The 24,379-nt window shown below is 63.1% G+C and carries 2 protein-coding genes (1 of these 2 running past the window's edge); both read left to right on the forward strand.

The genetic code is table 11. From position 1 onward, the window contains the following. Positions 1-16,965, forward strand: a complete 16,965-nt coding sequence (locus tag NH234_RS10585; protein ID WP_367256448.1) for a non-ribosomal peptide synthase/polyketide synthase — start codon at positions 1-3, stop codon at positions 16,963-16,965. Then, positions 16,965-24,379 carry the 5' portion of a non-ribosomal peptide synthase/polyketide synthase gene (locus NH234_RS10590; RefSeq protein ID WP_367256449.1) on the forward strand. It continues 6,091 nt past the right edge of the window, so only the first 7,415 of its 13,506 coding nucleotides appear in the window; its start codon is at positions 16,965-16,967; the stop codon falls past the right edge of the window. The genes NH234_RS10585 and NH234_RS10590 overlap by 1 nt, the downstream gene beginning before the upstream one ends.

Below are 24,379 nucleotides of genomic sequence, written 5' to 3' on the forward strand. Positions count from 1 at the left end.
ATGAATGCTGAAGACTCCTTGAAACTTGCTCGCCGGTTTATCGGGTTGCCCCTGGAAAAGCGCCAGATGTTCCTCGCGGCCCTGCACAAGGAGGGCGTGGATTTTGCCCGTTTTCCGATTCCTCAAGGGGTCGAGGCCGATGATCGGCAGGCGCTGTCCTACGCGCAGCAGCGCATGTGGTTTCTCTGGCAACTGGACCCGCACAGCGGCGCCTACAACTTGCCGGGCGCGGTGCGCCTGACGGGGCGCCTGAGCCTGGCCGCCCTTGACGCGGCATTTGCCAGCCTGGTGGCGCGTCACGAAACCCTGCGCACGGTGTTCCAGCGACAGGCCGACGACAGCCTGCTGCAAGTGCCGGCCGATGCTCCGCTGGTAATCGAACACGTGGATTTCAGCGGTCTCGCCGCACCCGAGCGCGAAGTCGCGGTGGCCGACGCCGCTCAGCAACAATCCCTACAGCCATTCGATCTGGCTGTCGGCCCGCTGCTGCGGGTCAAGCTGCTCAAGCTCGACGAGCAGGAACATGTGCTGCTGCTGACCCTGCACCACATCGTTTCCGATGGCTGGTCGATGAACGTGCTGATCGACGAATTCATTCGTTGCTATGACGCCCATGAAGCCGGGCAGTCGCCGCAACTGACACCGTTGCCGATCCAGTACAGCGACTACGCGCTGTGGCAGCGCCGCTGGCTGGAAGCGGGCGAGCAGGCGCGGCAGCTGGAGTACTGGCAGGCGCAGTTGGGCAATGAGCACCCGGTGCTGGAATTGCCAACCGATCACCCGCGCCCGGCGATGCCGAGCTACCGCGGCACGCGGTATGAATTCACCATCGACGGCGCGCTGGCGGAGCAACTGCGCAGCAGTGCCCAGCAACACAACATCACCTTGTTCATGTTGCTGCTCGGCGCTTTCAACGTGCTGCTGCATCGCTACACCGGGCAGTCGGACATCCGCGTCGGCGTGCCGATCGCCAACCGCAACCGGGGTGAGATCGAAGGCCTGATCGGCTTCTTCGTCAACACCCAGGTATTGCGTACCGAACTGGACGGGCAGACGCGCGTAGGCGACCTGCTGCGCGCCGTCAAAGAAACCGCGCTCGGTGCCCAGGCTCATCAGGACTTGCCGTTCGAACGGCTGGTCGAAGCGCTGAAGCTGGAACGCAGCCTCAGCCACACGCCGCTGTTTCAGGTGATGTACAACCATCAGCCGCAAGTTGCCGACATCAGCACCGTGAGCACCGCTTCCGGGCTGGAACTGGGCGTCATCGAATGGCAGGGTCGCACCACGCAATTCGATCTGACCCTGGACACCTACGAGAAGGGCGGCCGGCTGCACGCCGCGCTGACCTATGCCAACGATCTGTTTGACCCGCAGAGCATCACGCGCATGGCGCAGCACTGGTTGAACCTGCTGTGTGGCATGGTGCAGAACAGCAATCAGCGCATCAGCGATTTGCCGCTGCTGGAAGCGGCCGAATACCAACGCATGGTATTCGACTGGAACAGCATGGAAGCCGGCACTGCCGATGCGTCGAGCATCCATCGCTTGATCGAGCAGCAGGCTGCCGCCCAGCCGGACGCGCTGGCCGTGACCTTTGGCGAGCAAGCCTTCACCTACGCCGAGATCGATGCGCGGGCCAATGCGCTGGCGCACAAACTGATCGAATGCGGCGTTGGCCCGGAAGTCCGGGTCGGCGTTGCCATGCAGCGCTCCGACAGCTTGCTGGTGGCATTGCTGGCGGTGCTCAAGGCCGGCGGCGCATACGTGCCGCTGGACCCGGATTACCCGGCGGATCGCGTCGCCTACATGCTTGAGGACAGTCGCGCGCTGGTGCTGCTGACCGAGCACGATGTGGCCGCGACGCTTTCCGTCAGCGCCGAAACCCAAGTCCTGTTGCTGGACCGGATCGCTGCAGAACTGGCGGCGTATCCGTCCAGCGCACCCGTCACGGCGGTGACGCCGGACAACCTCGCCTACGTGATCTACACCTCGGGCTCCACCGGCAAACCCAAAGGCGTGGCCATCGCGCACCGCAACGTGCAGGCTCTGATCGACTGGTCGCGCAAGGTCTACAGCCGTGATGACATTCAAGGTGTGCTGGCGTCGACGTCGGTGTGTTTCGACCTGTCGGTGTGGGAGCTGTTTGTCACCCTCGCCAACGGCGGCTCGGTGATCCTCGCGCGCAACGCCCTGGAGTTGCCGCAACTGCCGGCGCGCGATCAGGTGCGGTTGATCAACACCGTGCCTTCGGCGATCAATGCCTTGCAGCGCGACGGTGCGATTCCGTCGAGCGTGCGCATCATCAACCTTGCGGGTGAACCGCTGAAACAAAGCCTGGTGGAATCGCTGTATCAGCAGGCCAGCGTCGAACACGTTTACGACCTGTACGGCCCTTCGGAAGACACCACCTATTCCACCTGGACCCGTCGTGCGGCGGGCGGCACGCCGAGCATCGGTCGACCACTGACCGGCACCGCCAGCTATCTGCTGGACGCCGATCTGCAACCGGTGCCGCAAGGCGCAGCGGCCGAGCTGTATCTGGCGGGTGCCGGTATTACCCGTGGCTATCTGGGCCGCGCGGCGATGACCGCCGAGAAGTACGTGCCCAATCCATTCGCCCAAAACGGCGAGCGTCTGTACCGCACCGGCGACCTGACGCGTTATCAGGCCGATGGCGCGCTGCAATATGTCGGGCGGATCGACCATCAAGTGAAGGTGCGGGGTTTCCGCATCGAACTCGGCGAAATCGAAGCGCGGCTGTTGCAGCAAGAGACCGTGCGCGAGCTGGCGGTACTGGCTCAGGAAGGCGCCAGCGGCCAACAATTGGTGGCCTACATCGTGCCGACCGACGCGGCCGTGCTGGAGGCGGATGCCGATGCCCAGGCGAGCCTGCGCGAAACCCTGAAAGCGGCGCTGCGCCAACATTTGCCGGACTACATGGTGCCGGCCTACCTGCTGTTCCTCGAGCAATTGCCGCTGACGCCCAACGGCAAACTCGATCGCAAAGCGCTGCCGGCCGTCGATGGCAGCCAGCAACAACGCGAACACGTGGCGCCACGCAGCGCTCTGGAAAAATCCCTGGCAGCGATCTGGCAGGACGTGTTGTCGATTGAAAACGTCGGCCTCGAAGACAACTTCTTTGAACTGGGCGGCGACTCCATCGTGTCGATGCAAGTGGTCAGCCGCGCCCGTCAGGCCGGGATCGTGCTGAGCCCCAAGGAACTGTTCCAGCACCAGACCATTCGCAGCCTCGCGCAAGTCGCCCGTCAGGGCCAACAGACCTTGATCGACCAAGGCCCGGCCGTGGGTGCCGTGGCGCTGGCGCCGGTGCAGCAGTGGTTCTTCGAGCAAGACATTCCTCAGCGTCAGCACTGGAACCAGTCGCTGTTGCTGACGGCGCAACAGCCTGTGGACGCTGGCGCGCTGGATCGCGCGCTGAGCCAGTTGCTCAATCATCACGATGCGCTGCGCCTGCGCTACGCATCGACCGCCGAGGGTTGGCAGCAGGCGTATGCCGCGCCAACCGGCGAGTCGGTGTTGTGGCAACGCAACGCGCAATCGCTGGAAGACCTCAAGGCCTTGTGCGATGAAGCCCAGCGCAGCCTGGACCTGAGCAATGGCCCTTTGCTGCGCGCGTTGCTGGTGAATATGGCCGATGGCGGCCAGCGTTTGCTGCTGGTCGCGCATCACCTGGTGATCGACGGCGTGTCGTGGCGCGTTTTGCTGGAGGACTTGCAAGCCGCTTACATCCAGGCCCTGAGCGGCGCGGTTGGCGCCTTGCCAGGCAAAACCAGTTCGTATCAGCAGTGGGTCGCTCGCCTGCAAGGGCACCTGCCGACTTTCGCCGAAAGCCTCGATTACTGGCAGGCGCAACTGCGTGACGCACCGCGTACCGAACTGCCTTGCGAGCGTCCTGACGGCGCACTGGAAAACCGTTTCGAAGGCAAGGTCGAGCTCAAGCTCAGTGCCGAACAGACCCGTAAGTTGTTGCAACAGGCGCCGGCGGCCTATCGCACCCAGGTCAACGACCTGCTGCTGACGGCGCTGGCCCGCGTAATCTGCCGCTGGAGCGGCCAGGCCAGTACCCTGATTCAACTGGAAGGTCACGGTCGCGAAGACCTGTTCGATGACATCGACCTGACCCGAACCCTCGGCTGGTTCACCAGCCTGTTCCCGGTCAATCTTCGCCCGGCGGACAATCTCGGTGCCTCGATCAAAGCGATCAAGGAACAGCTGCGTGCTGTCCCGGACAAAGGCCTGAGCTACGGCGCACTGCGTTATCTGGCGGATGCGCAAACGGCGGCGTCGCTGGACAGCGACGTCAAACCGCGTATCACCTTCAACTACCTTGGCCAGTTCGACCGTCAGTTCGATGAGGCGGCACTTTTTGTGCCGTCCGGTGAAGGTGGCGGTGCGGCGCAAGATTCTTCGGCGCCGCTGGCCAACTGGTTGACGGTCGAAGGTCAGGTGTACGGCGGCGAGCTGTCGCTGAACTGGGGCTTCAGCCGTGAGATGTTCGACACAGCGACCGTGCAGCAACTGGCGGATCAATACGCCCTCGAACTCAATGCCTTGATCGATCACTGCTGTGCGCTTGAAGCGCCGCAGGCGACACCGTCGGACTTCCCGCTGGCGCGCGTGACGCAGGCGCAACTCGATGCGCTGCCGGTGCCGGCCGGTGAGCTGGACGATCTCTATCCGCTGTCGCCGATGCAGCAGGGTCTGCTGTTCCATACCCTGTACGAGCAATCGGCGGGCGAGTACATCAACCAGATGCGCGTCGACGTTCAAGGCATCGATCCACAGCGTTTCCGCGATGCGTGGCAGGCCACCGTCGATGCCCAGGACATCCTGCGCAGCGGGTTTGTCTGGCAGGGCGAGCTGGCCGAACCGGTGCAAATCGTCCACAAGCAAGTGCAATTGCCGTTCACCGCGCTGGACTGGCGCTCCCGTGACGATCAGCCACAAGCCCTCGCGGCGCTGGCCGATGACGAGCGCCAACAAGGGTTCGACCTGACCTGCGCGCCGTTGCTGCGTCTGGTGCTGGTGCAGACCGGCGCCGAGCAGTGGCATCTGATCTACACCCATCACCACATCCTGATGGATGGCTGGAGCAACTCGCAGTTGCTCGGCGAAGTGCTGCAGCGTTACAGCGGGCAGATTCCGGTGAATGCCGGCGGACGCTATCGCGACTACATCGCCTGGCTGCAACGTCAGGACGCTCAACTCAGCGAAAACTTCTGGGGCGAGCAACTGGCTGCCCTGCAAGAGCCGACCCGTCTGGCCCGCGTGGCCTCGACCAGCGACAGCCAGAGCGGTCACGGCGATCACTTCCAGACCCTCGACGTGGCGCACACCCGTGTGCTGGAAACTTTCGCCCGCCAACAGAAGGTCACCGTCAACACGCTGATCCAGGCGGCGTGGCTGCTGTTGCTGCAACGCTATACCGGTCACGAAGCGGTGGCGTTCGGGGCCACGGTCGCCGGGCGTCCGGCGGACCTGCCTGGCATCGAGCAGCAAGTTGGACTGTTCATCAACACCTTGCCGGTGATCGGTGCGCCGCGTCCCGATCAGAGCGTTGGCAGCTGGCTGCAAGCCGTGCAGGGGCAGAACCTCAGCCTGCGCGATTTCGAGCACACGCCGCTGGCGGACATTCAGCGTTGGGCCGGGCAGGGTGGTGAAGCGCTGTTCGACAACATTCTGGTGTTTGAAAACTATCCGATTGCCCAGGCCCTGAAACAAGGTGTCGATCAGGGCGTGGTGTTCGGCGAAGTCGCCAACCTGGAACAGACCCACTATGCGTTGAGCGTCGCCGTCACCCTCGGCGAACAACTGGCGCTGCACTACAGTTTCGATCGTGGCCATTTCGCCGGCGCTGCCATCGAAGGGATCAGCGCGCATCTGCTGCAATTGCTTGAACAGTTTGCCGTGTCCGCCGAGCGCAGCCTCGGTGAAATCGCCCTGGCCGACGCCGGTGAACACGCCCGTCAACTAGCCGATAACCACCCGCAGCCGTACCCGGTGGACGTCGCTGTACACCAGCGGATCAGCACCCTGGCCGCCGAGCGTCCGCAGCGCACCGCGGTGATTTTCAATGGCCAGCACTTCAGCTATGGCGAGATCGATCAGCGCGCCAATCAACTGGCCCACGCGCTGATCGCCCGCGGTGTCGGTGCCGAAACCCGGGTCGGTGTGGCCTTGCCGCGCAGCGAAGCGGTGATCATCGCCTTGCTGGCCGTGCTCAAGGCGGGCGGTGCCTATGTGCCGCTGGACACCAGTTATCCGCGCGAGCGCCTGGCGTACCTGATCGAGGATTCGGGGCTGGCGTTGTTGATCAGCGATTCGTCGGTGTCGGCGCAATTGCCGGTCGCCGAATCGGTGCCGGTGCTGGAACTCGACCGCCTCGACTTGCGCGAGTGGCCGATCAAGGCACCGCAGGTGCAGATCGATCCGGACAACCTCGCTTACGTGATCTACACCTCCGGCTCCACCGGCAATCCGAAGGGCGTCAGCGTTGCCCACGGCCCGCTGGCGATGCACTGTCAGGCCATCGGTCAGCGCTATGAAATGTGTGACAGCGACTGCGAATTCCACTTCATGTCGTTCGCCTTCGACGGTGCTCACGAGCGCTGGCTGACCAGCCTGACCCACGGTGCCTCGCTTTTGATCCGCGACGACACGCTGTGGACCCCGGAACAGACTTACAACGCGATGCGCGAACACGGCGTGACCGTGGTCGCGTTCCCGCCGGTTTACTTGCAACAACTGGCCGAACACGCTGAGCGTGAGGGCAACCCACCCAAGGTGCGCATCTACTGCTTTGGCGGTGACGCGGTGCCGAGCGCCAGTTTCGAACGGGTCAAACGTGCCCTCGATCCGGACTACATCATCAACGGTTACGGGCCGACCGAAACCGTGGTCACGCCGCTGATCTGGAAGGCCGGTCGCGAAGTGCCGTGCGGTGCGGCCTACGCGCCGATCGGCAGCCGTATCGGTGATCGCAGCGCCTATGTTCTCGATGCCGATCTGAACTTGCTGCCGCAAGGCATGGCCGGTGAGTTGTACCTCGGCGGCACGGGGCTGGCGCGGGGTTATCTGAACCGTCCGGGGCTGACGGCCGAGCGTTTTGTCGCGGATCCGTTCAGCCACACCGGTGGCTTGCTGTACCGCACTGGCGACCTGGTGCGCCAGCGTGCCGACGGTACGTTCGACTACCTGGATCGCATCGACAATCAGGTGAAGATCCGTGGTTTCCGTATCGAACTGGGGGAAATCGAAGCCTGCCTGCAAGCCCTCGACGGTGTGCGCGAAGCGGTGGTCGTGGCGCAGGAAGGCAGCGCCGGCAGCGGCAAGCGTCTGGTGGCCTACGTGGTCGGTGATTCGGCGCGCAAAGATTTCGCCGAAGACCTGCGCGAGCAACTCAAAGCCACACTGCCGACGCACATGGTGCCGGCCTACGTGCTGCGTCTGGAGCGCATGCCGCTGACACCGAACGGCAAACTCGATCGCAAGAACCTGCCGAAACCGGATGTCAGCCAACTGCAACAAGCCTACGTCGCGCCGCAAACCGTACTGGAGCAGCAACTGGCGACGATCTGGCAGGACGTGCTGAAACTTCAGCAGGTCGGTGTCAGCGATAACTTCTTTGAACTCGGTGGCGATTCGATCATCTCGATCCAGGTGGTCAGCCGTGCGCGGCAGGCCGCAATCCGCTTCACCCCGAAAGACTTGTTCCAGCACCAGACCATCGCCGCACTGGCGGCGGTGGCCAAGGTGGGCGAGCAGACGCAAGCCATCAATCAGGGCCCGGTGACCGGTGCGCTGCCGTTGCTGGCGGTGCAACAGGCCTTCTTCGAACAGGACATTCCTGAGCGTCAGCACTGGAACCAGGCGGTGATGCTCAAGCCGACTCAGCCATTGGAAGCGGCGACACTGGAGCAGGCGCTCGATGCGCTGGTCGCGCACCATGATGGTTTGCGTCTGAGTTTCGTTGAGCAGGCCGATGGCTGGCACGCCGAGTACCGTGGCGTCGACAGCCGTAATGACGCTCTGTTGTGGAGTGTCGATGTCGCCGATGCCGCCTCGCTGGAAGCGGTGGCCAACGAGGCGCAACGCAGCCTCGATCTGCAAGCCGGCCCGCTGCTGCGAGCAGTGCTGGCGAACCTCGACGACGGCAGCCAGCGGTTGCTGCTGGCGATCCATCACCTGGTGGTGGACGGCGTGTCGTGGCGGATTCTGTTCGATGATCTGCAAAGCGCTTACCGGCAGATCGCAGCGGGCGAGCCCCTGCGATTGCCGGCCAAAACCAGTGCCGCCAGGGCCTGGGCCGAGCACCTGCAAACCTACGCCCGCAGCAGCGAGCTGCGCTCTGAACTGGCGTACTGGCAGGAGCAGCTTCAGGGTGCCGATGTCGCGCTGCCGCTGGACAACGCCGACGGTGGTCTGCAAAACCGTCATGCGCTGACCGTGCGTACCCGTCTGGACAAGGCCCAGACCCGCCAGTTGCTGCAAGACGCTCCGGCGGCCTATCGCACCCAGGTCAATGACTTGCTGCTGACTGCACTGGCCCGCGTGATGGTGCGCTGGACCGGCGCCGACAGTGCGTTGATTCAATTCGAAGGCCATGGCCGTGAAGAGCTGTTCGACAGCATCGATCTGACCCGCACCGTGGGCTGGTTCACCACGGCGTACCCGGCCAAACTGACGCCGGTTGCAGAGCTGGGAGCGTCGCTGAAACAGATCAAGGAACAACTGCGCGCGATCCCCAACAAAGGCATTGGTTTTGGAGCGCTGGCATATCTGGGCGAGGACGCCGATCGCGCCTCTCTCGCGCAGCTGCCGGTTCCGCGCCTGACCTTCAACTACCTGGGCCAGTTCGACGGCAGCTTCGATGCCGCCGATGGCGCGCTGTTTGTGCCATCCAGCGAAGCGGCGGGCGATGAGCTGGATGCCAATGCGCCGCTGGCCAACCACTTGGCGCTCAACGGCCAGGTGTATGGCGGCGAACTGAACCTGGGCTGGACGTTCAGCCACGAGATGTTCGATGAGGCAACGATTCAGCGTCTGGCCGATGATTACACCCAGGAGTTGCAAGCGCTGATCGCGCATTGCTGTCAGGCCGATCATCACGGTGTCACGCCGTCTGACTTCCCGTTGGCGCGCTTGAGCCAGGCTCAACTGGACGGTTTGCCGCTGGCGCCGCAGTTGATCGAAGACGTTTATCCGCTGTCGCCGATGCAGCAGGGCATGCTGTTCCACGCAGTCTATGAAGAATCCACCGGTAACTACATCAACCAGATGCGCCTGGACGTCGAAGGCCTCGACCCCGAGCGTTTCCATCAGGCCTGGCAGGCCGCCGTCGATGCGCACGACATTCTGCGCACGCGATTCGTCTGGCAAGGTGAGCTGGATGCGCCGGTGCAAGTGGTCAGCAAGCACGCGCAAATGCCTTACAGCCTGCACGACTGGCGCGCGCAGCCGCATCTGGAAGACGCGTTGCAGACCCTGGCCGACGCCGAGCGTCAGAGCCTCGATCTGAATGCGTCGACCCTGCTGCGTCTGGTGATCGTGCGCATCGATGACCAGCGTCATCACTTGATCTACACCAACCACCACATCCTGATGGATGGCTGGAGCAACTCGCAGTTGCTCGGTGAAGTGCTGCAGCGCTACAGCGGCAAGTTCAGTGCCGCGCACGCCGGTCGCTACGGCGATTACATCGGCTGGTTGCAGCGTCAGGACGCGGCGGCGAGCGAAGCGTTCTGGCTGCCGGCGTTGCGCACGCTGGACGAGCCGACGCGTCTGGCTCACGCCATTGCCCGGCCGAAAGATGCGCCGGCGGTGCAAGGCTACGGCGACCATTATCGCGTGCTCGACAGCGAGCAGACCGCGCGCCTGGGCGAGTTTGCCCGCGCTTCCAAAGTCACCGTCAACACTCTCGTCCAGGCCGCATGGCTGCTGGTGCTGCAACGCTACACCGGCAAGGCCAGCGTCGCGTTCGGCGCCACCGTGGCGGGGCGTCCGGCGGACTTGCCGGGGATCGAGCAACAGATCGGTCTGTTCATCAACACCTTGCCGGTGATCGCCAGCCCACGGCCCGAGCAATCGCTCGGCAGCTGGCTGCAAGCGGTGCAGGCGCAAAACCTCGCGCTGCGCGAGTTCGAACACACCGCGCTGTTCGATATCCAGCGCTGGGCCGGGCAGGGCGGTGAAGCGCTGTTCGACAACATTCTGGTGTTCGAAAACTACCCGATTGCCCAGGCGCTGGAGCAGGGCGCACCGCAAGGTCTGCGCTTCGGCCCGGTGGCCAACCACGAACAGACCAACTATCCGCTGACCCTGGGCGTAAGCCTTGAAGGCACGCTGGAAGTGCATTACAGCTTTGACCGCTTGCACTTTGCCGACGCCACCGTCGAGCAACTGGGCGCTCAGTTGAACCATGTGCTGATGCAGATGGCCGGCGGTTCCGATCAACGTTGCCTGGGCGACCTGCAACTGCTCGATGCGGCCGCACGGGAGCTGGCGCTCAACGATTGGGGCTATTGCGCAGGGCACTACCCAACTGCGCTGCACGTGCATCAATTGTTCGAACAGCAAGTGCAACGCGCACCAGATCAGGTCGCGCTGTACTTTGCCGATCAGCGTCTGACGTACGCCGAACTCAATCAGCAGGCCAACCGTCTGGCGCACACCTTGCGTCAACGCGGCGTTGGCCCAGACGTACTGGTGGGAATCGCGGTCGAGCGTTCGCTGGAGATGATCATCAGCCTGCTGGCGGTGCTCAAGGCCGGCGGTGCGTATGTGCCGCTGGACCCGCAATACCCGGGTGATCGACTGACCTGCATGATCGAAGACAGTGGTCTGCTGCTGTTGCTGAGCCAGAGCCATTTGCTTGAGCGTCTGCCGCAGATCGCAGGCGTCGAGGTGCTGTGCGTTGAACGTCTACCGGAGCAGCTCGAAAGCGCTGATCTGCCGAATCTGACCCTGGCCGATAACCTCGCTTACGTGATGTTCACTTCGGGCTCAACTGGACGTCCGAAAGGCGTGGGGATCAATCAGGCCTCGCTGACCAAGCACGCCTACGTGACCGTGGATTTGATGGCGTTGACCGCGCAGGACTGCGTGCTGCAATTCTCGACGTTCAACTTCGACGGTTTCGTCGAGCAGCTGTACCCGGCGCTGATCACCGGTGCTTCGGTCGTGCTGCGCGGCACCGAGATCTGGGACAGCGAAACCCTTTACCGTGAGATGCTCGACAAGCGCATCAGCGTGATCGACCTGACCACCGCCTACTGGGGCATGCTGGCCAAGGACTTCGCCGAAGTCGGCCCGCGTGACTACGGCGTGTTGCGTCAGGTGCATGCCGGCGGTGAAGCGATGCCGCCCGAAGGCATGGCGGCCTGGAACAAGGCCGGTCTGGCCCACGTTCGTTTGCTCAACACCTACGGCCCGACCGAAGCCACCGTGACCGCCACGTCGCTGGATTGCGGCGACTACGTGACCGGTGTCGAGCCAACGCCATCGACCTTGCCGATCGGTTCGGCGTTGCCGGGTCGTTCCATCTACCTGCTGGACATCGCCGGCCAACCGGTGCCGGTGGGCGCGGTGGGCGAGCTGATGATCGGCGGCGAATTGCTTGCTCGCGGTTACTTCAACCGTCCGGACTTGAGCGCCGAGCGCTTCATGCCGGACCCGTTCTCGGTGCAACCGGGGGCACGTCTGTATCGCACCGGTGACCTGGCGCGGTTCCGTGCCGACGGGGTGATCGAGTACATCGGCCGTGTCGACCATCAGGTGAAGATTCGCGGTTTCCGTATCGAACTGGGGGAAATCGAAGCGCGTCTGCTGGATGCCCAGACTGTCCGCGAAACGCTGGTGATGGCGGTGGCCGGGCCAAGCGGTCAGCAACTGGTGGCCTATGTGGTGCCGACCGACGCCGAGTCGGTCATGGCCGACAGCGATCTGCAAAGTGAGCTGCGCCGTGCATTGCGCGAGCAGCTTCAACAAACCCTGCCGGACTACATGGTGCCGACGCACCTGTTGTTCCTGGCGAAAATGCCGCTGTCGCCCAACGGCAAACTCGATCGTCATGCGTTGCCGAAACCCGATGCGGCGCAAGCGCAGCAGGATTATCTGGCCGCTACCAATGCCACCGAGCAAACGCTGGTGGACATCTGGCAAGCGGTGCTGGGCCTGGCGCAAGTCGGTGTAACCGACAACTTCTTCGAACTGGGCGGTGACTCGATCGTCTCGATTCAAGTGGTCAGCCGCGCCCGTCAGGCGGGTATTCATTTCAGTCCGAAAGACCTGTTCCAGCACCAGACCATTCAAGGTCTGGCCAGTGTCGCGCGGGTCGGCGACGGCGGTTTTGTCATCGACCAGTCGCCGGTCACCGGTGCATCGCTGTTGCTGCCGGCGCAGTTGCAGTTCTTCGAAGAAGGCGTGGTCGAGCCACATCACTGGAACCAGTCGGTGCTGCTCAACACCTCGCAGACCCTGGAGGCCGGGCATCTGAAGGCCGCCCTAGGCGCGTTGATCGAACACCACGATGCACTGCGCTTGTCGTTTGCGTCTGTCGATGGCCAATGGGTCGCGCAACACCAGGAAGTCGGCGAGCAGCCGGAGGACCTGCTGTGGCAAGCCCAGGTCGCAAACGCCGCAGAACTCGAAGCGCTGGGCCTTGAAGCGCAACGCAGCCTCGTCCTCGGCGGGCCGTTGTTGCGCGCCGTACTGGCGACACTGGCGGACGGTACTCAGCGGCTGTTGCTGGTGATTCATCACCTGGTGGTCGACGGCGTTTCGTGGCGTGTTCTGCTGGAAGACCTGCAAGGGCTTTACCAGCAAATCAGCAGCGCTCAGCCGGTGAAACTGCCGGCCCGGACCAGCGCGTTCAAAACCTGGGCCGAGCGCCTGCATGCCTATGCGAACAGTGAAGTGCTGCTGGCCGAGCAACTTTACTGGTTCGAACAGCTGCAAAACGTGTCCAGCCAGTTGCCGGTGGATCACGCCGAGGGCAGCTTGCAGAGCCGTTATGAACACACGGTACAGACCCGCCTCGGCGCCGAGCTGACCCGCCAATTGCTGCAAGACGCGCCAGCGGCCTATCGCACCCAGGTCAACGACCTGTTGCTGACCGCACTGGCACGGGTGATCAGCCGTTGGACCGGTGAGGATTCGGCGCTGATTCAACTCGAAGGCCATGGCCGCGAAGATCTGTTCGCCGACATCGACCTGAGCCGCAGCGTCGGCTGGTTCACCAGTCTGTTCCCGGTCAAGCTGACTGCCGGCGCCGAGCTCGGCGCATCGCTCAAAGCGGTCAAGGAACAACTGCGCGCCATTCCGAACAAAGGCATCGGCTTCGGCGTGTTGCGTTATCTGGGCAGCGACGCGGTACGCGAAACCCTGCGTGCCTTGCCGCAACCGGCGATCACCTTCAACTACCTCGGGCAGTTCGACAGCAGCTTCAATGCTGGGCAGGCCACTCTGTTCACGCCGTCCAGTGAAGCACGCGGTGCCGAGCAAAGCCTGGACGCCTTGCTCAGCAGCCCGTTGACCCTCAACGGCGGCATTTACGGTGGCGAATTCAGCCTCGGCTGGACCTTCAGTGAGCGCATGTTCGAGCGCGGCACCGTTCAGGCCCTGGCCGATGATTACGCCCAGGAACTGACGGCGCTGATCGAACATTGCTGCCGCGACGGCGTGCACGGTGTGACGCCGTCGGACTTCCCGCTGGCGCCGCTGAGCCAGGCACAACTCGATGGATTGCCGTTGCCGGCGTCGTTGATCGAAGACATCTACCCGCTGTCGCCGATGCAGCAAGGCATGCTGTTCCACACGTTGTACGAGGAGGAGGCGGGCGATTACATCAACCAGACCCGCGCCGATGTGCAGGGTCTGGATGTCGAGCGCTTCCGGGCCGCCTGGCAGGCGGCGTTGCAGGCGCACGACGTGCTGCGCAGCGGTTTCCTGTGGCAGGGCGAGCGTCCGGTGCAAGTGGTGCAAAAACAGGTCGAACTGCCGTTCAGCGTGCAGGACTGGCGTGGTCGCCGTAACTATCAGGCCGACCTCGACGCACTCGCCGCGCAGGAGCGCAAACACGGCTTCGAGCTGACGGCCGCGCCGTTGCTGCGCCTGTGTCTGGTGCGCATCGACGATGACACGTATCACCTGATTTACACCAACCATCACATCCTGATGGATGGCTGGGGCAACTCGCAGTTGATGGGCGAAGTGCTGCACCGCTACAGCGGTCAGCCGCTGGCGCAATCGGTGGGGCGTTATCGCGACTACATCGCCTGGCTGCAACGTCAGGACGGCAGCATCAGCGAGTCCTTCTGGAAAACCCAGTTGGCCGACCTGCAAGAGCCGACTCGCCTGACGCAAGCCATCGCCCGTCGTGATGACCTGATGGACGTCGCAGGGTATGCCGATCATCAGCGCGTCCTGAATGCCGCTGCGACCCGGCAACTGGCCGAGTTCGCCCGTGAACAGAAAGTCACCCTCAACACCCTGGTGCAAGCGGCGTGGCTGCTGTTGCTGCAACGCTACAGCGGTCAGGACACGGTCGCGTTCGGTGCGACGGTGGCCGGGCGTCCGGCGGATCTCAAAGGCATCGAGCAGCAGATCGGGCTGTTCATCAACACCTTGCCGGTGATCGGCACCCCGCGCGCCGAGCAGAGTGTTGGCCAGTGGCTGCACACCGTGCAGACGCAAAACCTGAGCCTGCGCGAGCACGAACACACGCCGCTGTTCGAGATCCAGCGCTGGGCCGGCAAGGGCGGCGATGCCCTGTTCGACAGCATTCTGGTGTTCGAGAACTACCCGGTGTCCGAGGCCATGCAACAAGGCGCGCCGGCCGGATTGCGCTTCACCGACGTCACCAACCACGAACAGACCAACTACCCGTTGACCCTCGCCGTGAGCATGGGCGACACCCTGTCGCTGCACTTCAGCTACGGCCGTGCGTACTTCGCCGAAGTCGACATTGCGCGACTGGGCGAACACTTGCACAACCTGCTGACGCAGATGATGCAGGGTGGTGCTCTGGCGTTGGGCCAACTGGAATTGCTCTCCGGCGAGGAGCACCAGCAGCAGGTCGAACAATGGAACGCCACGGCCACCGAATACCCGCTGTCGCGCAGCGTGCATTCGCTGATCGAGGATCAGGTGCGTGCCACACCGGACGCCTTGGCGTTGGTGTTTGGCGAGCAACGCCTGACTTACGCCCAGCTCAATGCTCGCGCCAACCAGTTGGCAGCGGTACTGATCGAACACGGTGTTGGCCCGGAAGTCTTGGTCGGCATCTCGGTCGAGCGTTCGCTGGAAATGGTTGTCGGCCTGTTGGCGATTCTCAAGGCCGGCGGTGCTTACTTGCCGCTTGATCCTGAGTACCCGCAGGATCGTCTGGCCTACATGTTCGAGGACAGTGGCATCGCCTTGCTGCTGACCCAAAGTCATCTGCTGGCGCAACTGCCGGTCCCAGCGGGGCTGCGCAGTCTGGTGCTGGATCAGGACGGTGACTGGCTGGAAGGTCGCAGCGAAGCCAACCCGGAGCTGAACATCGATCCGGAAAACCTCGCCTACGTGATCTACACCTCCGGTTCGACCGGCAAACCGAAAGGCGCGGGCAACCGCCATTCGGCGCTGGTCAACCGTTTGTGCTGGATGCAGCAGGCGTATCAGCTGACGGCTGAAGACAGCGTGCTGCAAAAGACCCCGTTCAGTTTCGACGTGTCGGTGTGGGAATTCTTCTGGCCGCTGATGACCGGTTCGTCGTTGGTGGTAGCGGCTCCGGGCGCGCACCGTGATCCGGCGCAGTTGATTCAGGTGATCACCGAACAACGCATCACCACGCTGCACTTCGTGCCGTCGATGTTGCAGGCGTTCCTGCAGGATCCGGCGGTGGCTGAATGCACCAGCCTGACCCGGATCGTGTGCAGCGGTGAAGCGTTGCAGGTCGATGCGCAGCAGCAGGTGTTTGCCAAACTGCCGAACGCCGGGTTGTTCAACCTCTACGGCCCGACCGAAGCGGCGATCGACGTCACCCATTGGACTTGCCGCGACGAAGGCCGTGACAGCGTGCCGATCGGTCAGCCGATCGCGAATCTGAGCACCTACATCCTCGACAACAGCCTGGCGCCGTTGCCGGTGGGTGTGATCGGTGAGTTGTACTTGGGCGGCGAAGGCCTGGCCCGTGGTTACCACCGTCGTCCGGCGCTGACGGCAGAGCGTTTCGTCACCAGTCCGTTCGGTGACGGCCAGCGCCTTTACCGCACCGGCGACCTGGCGCGCTACCGCGCTGACGGCGTGATCGAGTACGCCGGGCGTATGGACCATCAGGTGAAAATCCGTGGCCTGCGTATCGAGCTGGGTGAAATCGAAGCGCGCCTGGCCGAGCACGATGACGTGCGCGAGACCGTGGTCATCGCTCAGGACGGCTCGTTGCTGGTGGGTTATGTGGTGCCGAACAACGCCCGTCTGGTGGAGGCCGACGAGGCCAGCCGCAGCGAACTGATCCAGCGGCTTAAAGAACACCTCGCCCGGAACGTTCCTGACTATATGGTTCCGCTGCACTGGGTGCTGCTGGCGAAAATGCCGGTCAGCCCGAACGGCAAACTCGAACGCAAGGCACTGCCCAAGTTCGATGCCAGCCAGGCGCAGCAGGCCTTTGTCGCGCCGTCCACCGAACTGCAACAACAAGTGGCGGCTATCTGGCAGGACGTGCTGCAACTGGAGCGCATCGGCCTCAACGACAACTTCTTCGAACTGGGCGGCCACTCTTTGCTGGCCGTCACCGTGGTTTCGCGCCTGCAACTGGAACTGGGCCTGAAGCTGACACCGCAATTGATTTTCCAGTACCCCGCGCTTGGCGATTTCGTCAGCCAGCTGGATGCCGCCGATGAGCAAGTCGATATGTTGAAACTGAGCAAGCTGGAATCCCTGCTTGATGAAATGGAGGAGGCTTGATGGATAGGAATGTCGCACTGAAGATTGCCAGGCGGTTCATTTGTCTGCCCCTGGAAAAGCGCACGCTCTATCTTGAAAAGATGCTCCAGGAAGGGGTTTCCCCCGCGAACCTGCCGATCCCGCAGACCCGCGAGGAGTTCACCGCGATCCCGTTGTCGTTCGCTCAGGACCGGCAATGGTTTATCTGGCAGATGGACCCGCACAGTGCGGCCTACAACATTCCGACCGCGCTGCAGTTGCGCGGCGCCCTGGACGTGCCGGCGCTGGAGCGTGCGTTCAACGCCGTGATCGCCCGTCACGACAGCCTGCGCACCACTTTCGGTCAGGACGACGAGGGTGCTGTGCAGGTAATTCACGCGCAGTTGCCGCTGACCATCTCGGTGGATGCGCTGGAAGTCGCGGCGGATCCGGCGCAACGGGAGCAGCAGGTTCAGGCCTACATCAACGAACGGTTGCACCTTCCGTTCGATCTGCAGACCGGCCCGCTGATGCGCGCGAGTCTGCTGCGCATGGCGGATGACGACCATGTGCTGGCCGTCACCGTGCACCACATTGCGGCCGACGGCTGGTCGATGCGGGTCATGGTCGAAGAGCTGGTGCAGTTGTATTCCGGTTATGCACAGGGGCGCGACGTCAGTCTCGCCGAATTGCCGATCCAGTACGCCGACTACGCCATCTGGCAGCGGCACTGGATGGAGGCGGGCGAGCGCGCGCGGCAACTGGCTTACTGGCAGGAACAACTGGGCACCGACCATTCGGTGCTGCAACTGCCGACCGATTTTCCTCGGCCGTCGGTGCAGAGTTTCCGTGGCCAGCGGCTCGACGTGACCCTCGACCATCAATTGGCCACCGGTTTGAAAACCCTTGCCCAGCGCGAAGGCATGACCGTGTTCATGGTCTTGCTGGCCTCGTTCCAGGCCTTGTTGCACCGTTACAGCGGCCAGAACGAAATCAGCGTCGGCGTGCCCAACGCCAACCGCAACCGGGTCGAGACCGAGCGCTTGATCGGCTTCTTCGTCAACACTCAGGTTCTCAAGGCACGCATTGACCCGCAGGCGAGTTTTCGCAGCCTGCTGCAACAGGTCAAGCAATCGGCGATGGGCGCACAAGCGCATCAGGAACTGCCGTTCGAACAATTGGTGGAAGCCCTACAACCGGAACGCAGCCTGAGCCACAGCCCGCTGTTCCAGGTGATGTTCAACCACCAGAACCTCGCGACCGGCGAGTCCCAGCAAGGCGCGCGCTTGCCGGGGCTGCAAATCGATCCGCTGAGCATGGACAGCCAGACCGCCCAGTTCGACCTGAGCCTGGACACCTTCGAGACCCCGCAAGGCCTCGGCGCACAGCTGACTTTCGCCACCGACCTGTTCAGCGCCGCGACCATCGAACGGATGGCCGCGCATTGGCAAAACCTGCTGGCAGCGGTTGTAGCCGACGCGAGTTGCCCGCTGGCCGAACTGGTGTTGCTCGACGCCGCGGAACGCGAGCTGATTGTTGAAGGCTGGAACGCCACGGCCACCGAATACCCGCTGTCGCGCAGCGTGCATTCGCTGATCGAGGATCAGGTACGTGCCACACCGGACGCCTTGGCGCTGGTGTTTGGCGAACAACGCCTGACTTACGCCCAGCTCAATGCTCGCGCCAACCAGTTGGCAGCGGTACTGATCGAACACGGTGTTGGCCCGGAAGTCTTGGTCGGCATCTCGGTCGAGCGTTCGCTGGAAATGGTTGTCGGCCTGTTGGCGATTCTCAAGGCCGGCGGTGCTTACTTGCCGCTTGATCCTGAGTACCCGCAGGATCGTCTGGCCTACATGTTCGAGGACAGTGGCATCGCCTTGCTGCTGACCCAAAGTCATCTGCTGGCGCAACTGCCGGTCCCAGCGGGGCTGCGCAGTCTGGTGCTGGATCAGGACGGTGACTGGCTGGAAGGTCGCAGCGAAGCCAACCCGGAGCTGAACATCGATCCGGAAAACCTCGCCTACGTGATCTACACCTCCGGTTCGACCGGCAAACCGAAAGGCGCGGGCAACCGCCATTCGGCGCTGGTCAACCGTTTGTGCTGGATGCAGCAGGCGTATCAGCTGACGGCTGAAGACAGCGTGCTGCAAAAGACCCCGTTCAGTTTCGACGTGTCGGTGTGGGAATTCTTCTGGCCGCTGATGACCGGTTCGTCGTTGGTGGTAGCGGCTCCGGGCGCGCACCGTGATCCGGCGCAGTTGATTCAGGTGATCACCGAACAACGCATCACCACGCTGCACTTCGTGCCGTCGATGTTGCAGGCGTTCCTGCAAGACCCGGCGGTGGCGGAGTGCACCAGCCTGACCCGGATCGTGTGCAGCGGTGAAGCGTTGCAGGTCGATGCGCAGCAGCAGGTGTTTGCCAAACTGCCGAACGCCGGGTTGTTCAACCTCTACGGCCCGACCGAAGCGGCGATCGACGTGACCCATTGGACTTGCCGCGACGAAGGCCGTGACAGCGTGCCGATCGGTCAGCCGATCGCGAATCTGAGCACCTACATCCTCGACAACAGCCTGGCGCCGTTGCCGGTGGGTGTGATCGGTGAGTTGTACCTGGGCGGCGAAGGCCTGGCCCGTGGTTACCACCGTCGTCCGGCGCTGACGGCAGAGCGTTTCGTCACCAGTCCGTTCGGTGACGGCCAGCGGCTGTACCGCACCGGTGACCTGGCGCGCTATCGCGCCGACGGTGTGATCGAGTACGCCGGGCGCATGGACCATCAGGTGAAAATCCGTGGCCTGCGTATCGAGCTGGGTGAAATCGAAGCGCGTCTGGCCGAACACGATGATGTGCGCGAGACCGTGGTCATCGCTCAGGACGGTTCGTTGCTGGTGGCCTACGTGGTGCCCGATGACGAAGCGCTGTTGAGTGCCGATGACGCCACGCGCAGCGCGAAAAACCTCGAGCTCAAGGCGCATCTGGGGCAGAGCCTGCCGGAGTTCATGGTGCCGCAATACTGGGTCTGGCTGGAGAAAATGCCGGTCAGCCCCAACGGCAAACTCGAACGCAAGGCGTTGCCGAAGTTTGATGCCAGCACCCTGCAAAACACCTTTGTCGCGCCGCAGACCGAGCTGCAAAAACACGTCGCGGTGATCTGGCAGGACGTGCTCAAGCTTGAGCGCGTCGGCCTGACCGACAACTTCTTCGAACTGGGCGGGCATTCGCTGCTGGTGACCCAGGTGATCTCGCGCATTCGCCGCACGCTGGATATTCAGGTGCCGCTGCGCACGCTGTTCGAACACAGCAGCCTGGAAGCGTTTGTCCGCGTTCTCGATGCCGATCAACAGACTACGCAAACCCCGATTCCACAGGTCAGCCGCGAGCAACCGCTGGCGTTGTCCTACGCCCAGGAGCGTCAATGGTTCCTGTGGCAGATGGACCCGCAAAGCGCCGCCTACAACATTCCCACCGCGCTACGCCTGTGCGGCGAACTCGATCGCGCGGCACTGGAGCAAAGCTTCCAGGCGCTGATCCAGCGCCACGAAAGCCTGCGCACGGCGTTTGTCGATACCGACGGACGCGTACAACAAGTAATCCGGCCAAGCGGGCAGGTGGCGTTGCATGAGCAAACGCTGGCCAACGCCACGGATGAACAGATCCAAGCCTTTGTCGAACAACAGACCCAACAGGCGTTCGACCTGTTGGCGGGCGAGTTGCTGCGGGTAGCCTTGCTGCGCATCAGCGACACCGACCATGTGTTGGTCCTGACCCTGCACCACATCGTCTCCGATGGCTGGTCGATGCAGGTGATGATCGAAGACCTGATCGCCTGTTATGCCGCGTTCAGTCAGGGCCGTGCAGCCGAATTGCCGGCGCTGGCGGTGCAGTACGCCGATTACGCGGTGTGGCAGCGCGAGTGGATGGATAACGGTGAGCGCGAACGCCAGCTGACATACTGGAAAACTCAGTTGGGCAGCGAACAACCGCTTTTGGAAATGCCGGCCGACCACCCGCGTCCCGCCGTGCAGAGCTTCCGCGGTGCGCGCCTGAACGTGACCATCGAACCGGCACTGAGTGACGCACTCAAGGCGCTGGCGCGACGTGAAGGCGTGACCGTGTTCATGTTGCTGCTGGCCTCGTTCCAGGCCCTGTTGCACCGTTACAGCGGTCAGTCGGATATCCGCGTCGGGGTGCCGATTGCCAACCGCAATCGTCTGGAAATCGAGCGACTGATCGGCTTCTTCGTCAACACCCAAGTGTTGCGGGCCGAGTTCGATCCGGCGCTGGATTTCGCCCGGTTGCTGCAACAGGTCAAGCACACCGCGATTGCCGCGCAAATGCATCAGGATCTGCCGTTCGAGCAACTGGTCGACGCCTTGCAGCCTGAGCGCAATCTGAGCCACAGCCCGTTGTTCCAGGCGATGTTCAACCACCGCACGGAAGCCGAGTCCGATCTGGTCGCGCAATTGCCGGGGCTGAACCTGCAAAGCCTGAGTTGGGAACACCGGACCGCGCAGTTCGATCTGGCGCTGGACACCGGCGACAGCCCGGAAGGCCTGGATGCGTCCTTTACGTACGCCACCGATCTGTTCGAAGCGAGCAGCATCCAGCGCCTCGCCGGGCATTGGCTGAACCTGCTCAAAGCCGTCGTGGCTGACGCGAAGCGCCCGCTGGCCGAACTGGTGTTGCTCGACGCCGCGGAACGCGAGCTGATTGTTGAAGGCTGGAACGCCACGGCCACCGAATACCCGCTGTCGCGCAGCGTGCATTCGCTGATCGAGGATCAGGTGCGTGCCACGCCGGACGCCTTGGCGCTGGTGTTTGGCGAACAACGCCTGACTTACGCCCAGCTCAACGCCCGCGCCAACCAGTTGGCAGCGGTACTGATCGAACACGGTGTTGGCCCGGAAGTCTTGGTCGGCATCTCGGTCGAGCGTTCGCTGGAAATGGTTGTCGGCCTGCTGGCGATTCTCAAGGCCGGCGGTGCTTACTTGCCGCTTGATCCTGAGTACCCGCAGGATCGTCTGGCCTACATGTTCGAGGACAGTGGCATCGCCTTGCTGCTGACCCAAAGTCATCTGCTGGCGCAACTGCCGGTCCCAGCCGGGCTGCGCAGTCTGGTGCTGGATCAGGACGGTGACTGGCTGGAAGGTCGCAGCGAAGCCAACCCGGAGCTGAACATCGATCCGGAAAACCTCGCCTACGTGATCTACACCTCCGGTTCGACCGGCAAACCGAAAGGCGCGGGCAACCGTCATTCAGCACTGGTCAACCGCTTGTGCTGGATGCAGCAGGCGTATCAGCTGACGGCTGAAGACAGCGTGCTGCAGAAGACCCCGTTCAGTTTCGACGTGTCGGTGTGGGAATTCTTCTGGCCGCTGATGACCGGTTCGTCGTTGGTGGTAGCGGCGCCGGGCGCGCACCGTGATCCGGCGCAGTTGATTCAGGTGATCACCGAACAACGCATCACCACGCTGCACTTCGTGCCGTCGATGTTGCAGGCCTTCCTGCAGGATCCAGCAGTGGCGGAGTGCACCAGCCTGACCCGGATCGTGTGCAGCGGTGAAGCGTTGCAGGTCGATGCGCAGCAGCAGGTGTTTGCCAAACTGCCGAACGCCGGGTTGTTCAACCTCTACGGCCCGACCGAAGCGGCGATCGACGTGACCCATTGGACTTGCCGCGACGAAGGCCGTGACAGCGTGCCGATCGGTCAGCCGATAGCGAATCTGAGCACCTACATCCTCGACAACAGCCTGGCGCCGTTGCCGGTGGGTGTGATCGGTGAGTTGTACCTGGGCGGCGAAGGCCTGGCCCGTGGTTACCACCGTCGTCCGGCGCTGACGGCAGAGCGTTTCGTCACCAGTCCGTTCGGTGACGGCCAGCGTCTGTACCGCACCGGCGACCTGGCGCGCTACCGCGCTGACGGCGTGATCGAGTACGCCGGGCGTATGGACCATCAGGTGAAAATCCGTGGCCTGCGTATCGAGCTGGGTGAAATCGAAGCGCGTCTGGCCGAGCACGATGACGTGCGCGAGACCGTGGTCATCGCTCAGGATGGCTCGTTGCTGGTGGGTTATGTGGTGCCGAACGACGAATCGCTGCTTGAAGCGGATGAAGATCGTCGTCAGGCCTTCCAGCGCCGTCTCAAGGAACACCTGAGCCAGAACCTGCCGGAATACATGATCCCGCAACACTGGCTGTTGCTGGCGAAGATGCCGGTCAGCCCCAACGGCAAACTCGAACGCAAAGCCCTGCCGAAGGCCGATCTGAGTGTCAGCCAGAAAGCCTACAGCGCGCCGACCAGTGAGATCGAGCAAGCGCTGGCGGCGATCTGGCAGAACGTGCTGGGCCTGGAGCAGGTAGGCATTCACGACAACTTCTTCGAGCTGGGCGGTGACTCGATCATCTCGATTCAGGTGGTCAGCCGCGCGCGTCAGGCCGGGATTCATTTCAGTCCCAAGGATCTGTTCCTGCACCAGAACGTGCAGAGTCTGGCGGTGGTGGCCAAGGTCGGTGTGGCCGGTCCGAGCATCGATCAGGGCCCGGTGGTGGGCGACAGTCCGTTGCTGCCGTTCCAGCAATTGTTCTTCGACAGCGCAATGGCGGAGCCGCATCACTGGAACCAGTCGGTGTTGCTTAAACCGCGGGAAACACTGGATGCCGCCCATGTCGAACAAGCGTTGCAGGCGCTGCTGGTGCAGCACGATGCCTTGCGACTGGCGTTCAGTCAGCGTGATGGGCAGTGGTCAGCAACTCACCGTGTTCCGGGCACCGAACCGCTGCTCTGGCAACACACGGTGGCGGATGATGCCGCGCTGGAACAACTGGGCGAACAGGCACAACGCAGCCTCGACCTGACAAACGGCCCGTTACTGCGGGCACTGCTGGCGACGCTGGCCGATGGCAGCCAGCGCTTGCTGCTGGTGATCCATCACCTGGCGGTCGACGGGGTATCGTGGCGGATTCTGCTGGAAGACCTGCAACAGGCGTATCAGCAGTTGCAGGCCGGTCAGGCACTCAAGTTGCCGGCCAAGACCAGCGCTGCGAAAACCTGGGTGCAACGTTTGCAAACCTACGCCGCCAGCCCGGCCCTGCAAGCGGAGCTGAGTTTCTGGCAGGCGCAGTTGCAAGGTGCGAAGGTTGAACTGCCGCTGGATCACGCTGACGGCGCGCTACAAAACCGTTACGCCGCGAGCGTCGAAACCCGCCTCGACAAAGAGCAGACCCGCCAACTGCTGCAACAGGCACCGGCGGCCTATCGCACGCAGGTCAACGACCTGTTGCTGACCGCGCTGGCACGGGTCATTTCCCGCTGGACCGCCAGCGAATCGACCCTGATTCAGCTCGAAGGCCACGGCCGTGAAGACCTGTTCGATGAGCTGGACCTGAGCCGCACCGTGGGCTGGTTCACCAGCCTGTTCCCGGTCCGGTTGACGCCGACTGTCGACCTCGCCGGGTC

It is taken from the genome of Pseudomonas sp. stari2 (assembly GCF_040760005.1).
In the GTDB taxonomy this organism is placed as follows: Bacteria; Pseudomonadota; Gammaproteobacteria; order Pseudomonadales; family Pseudomonadaceae; genus Aquipseudomonas.

What these genes read in the sequence shown, in the direction of transcription:
- NH234_RS10585 (WP_367256448.1), top strand. Translation starts at nt 1, where the DNA reads ATGAATGCTGAAGACTCCTTGAAACTTGCTCGCCGGTTTATCGGGTTG.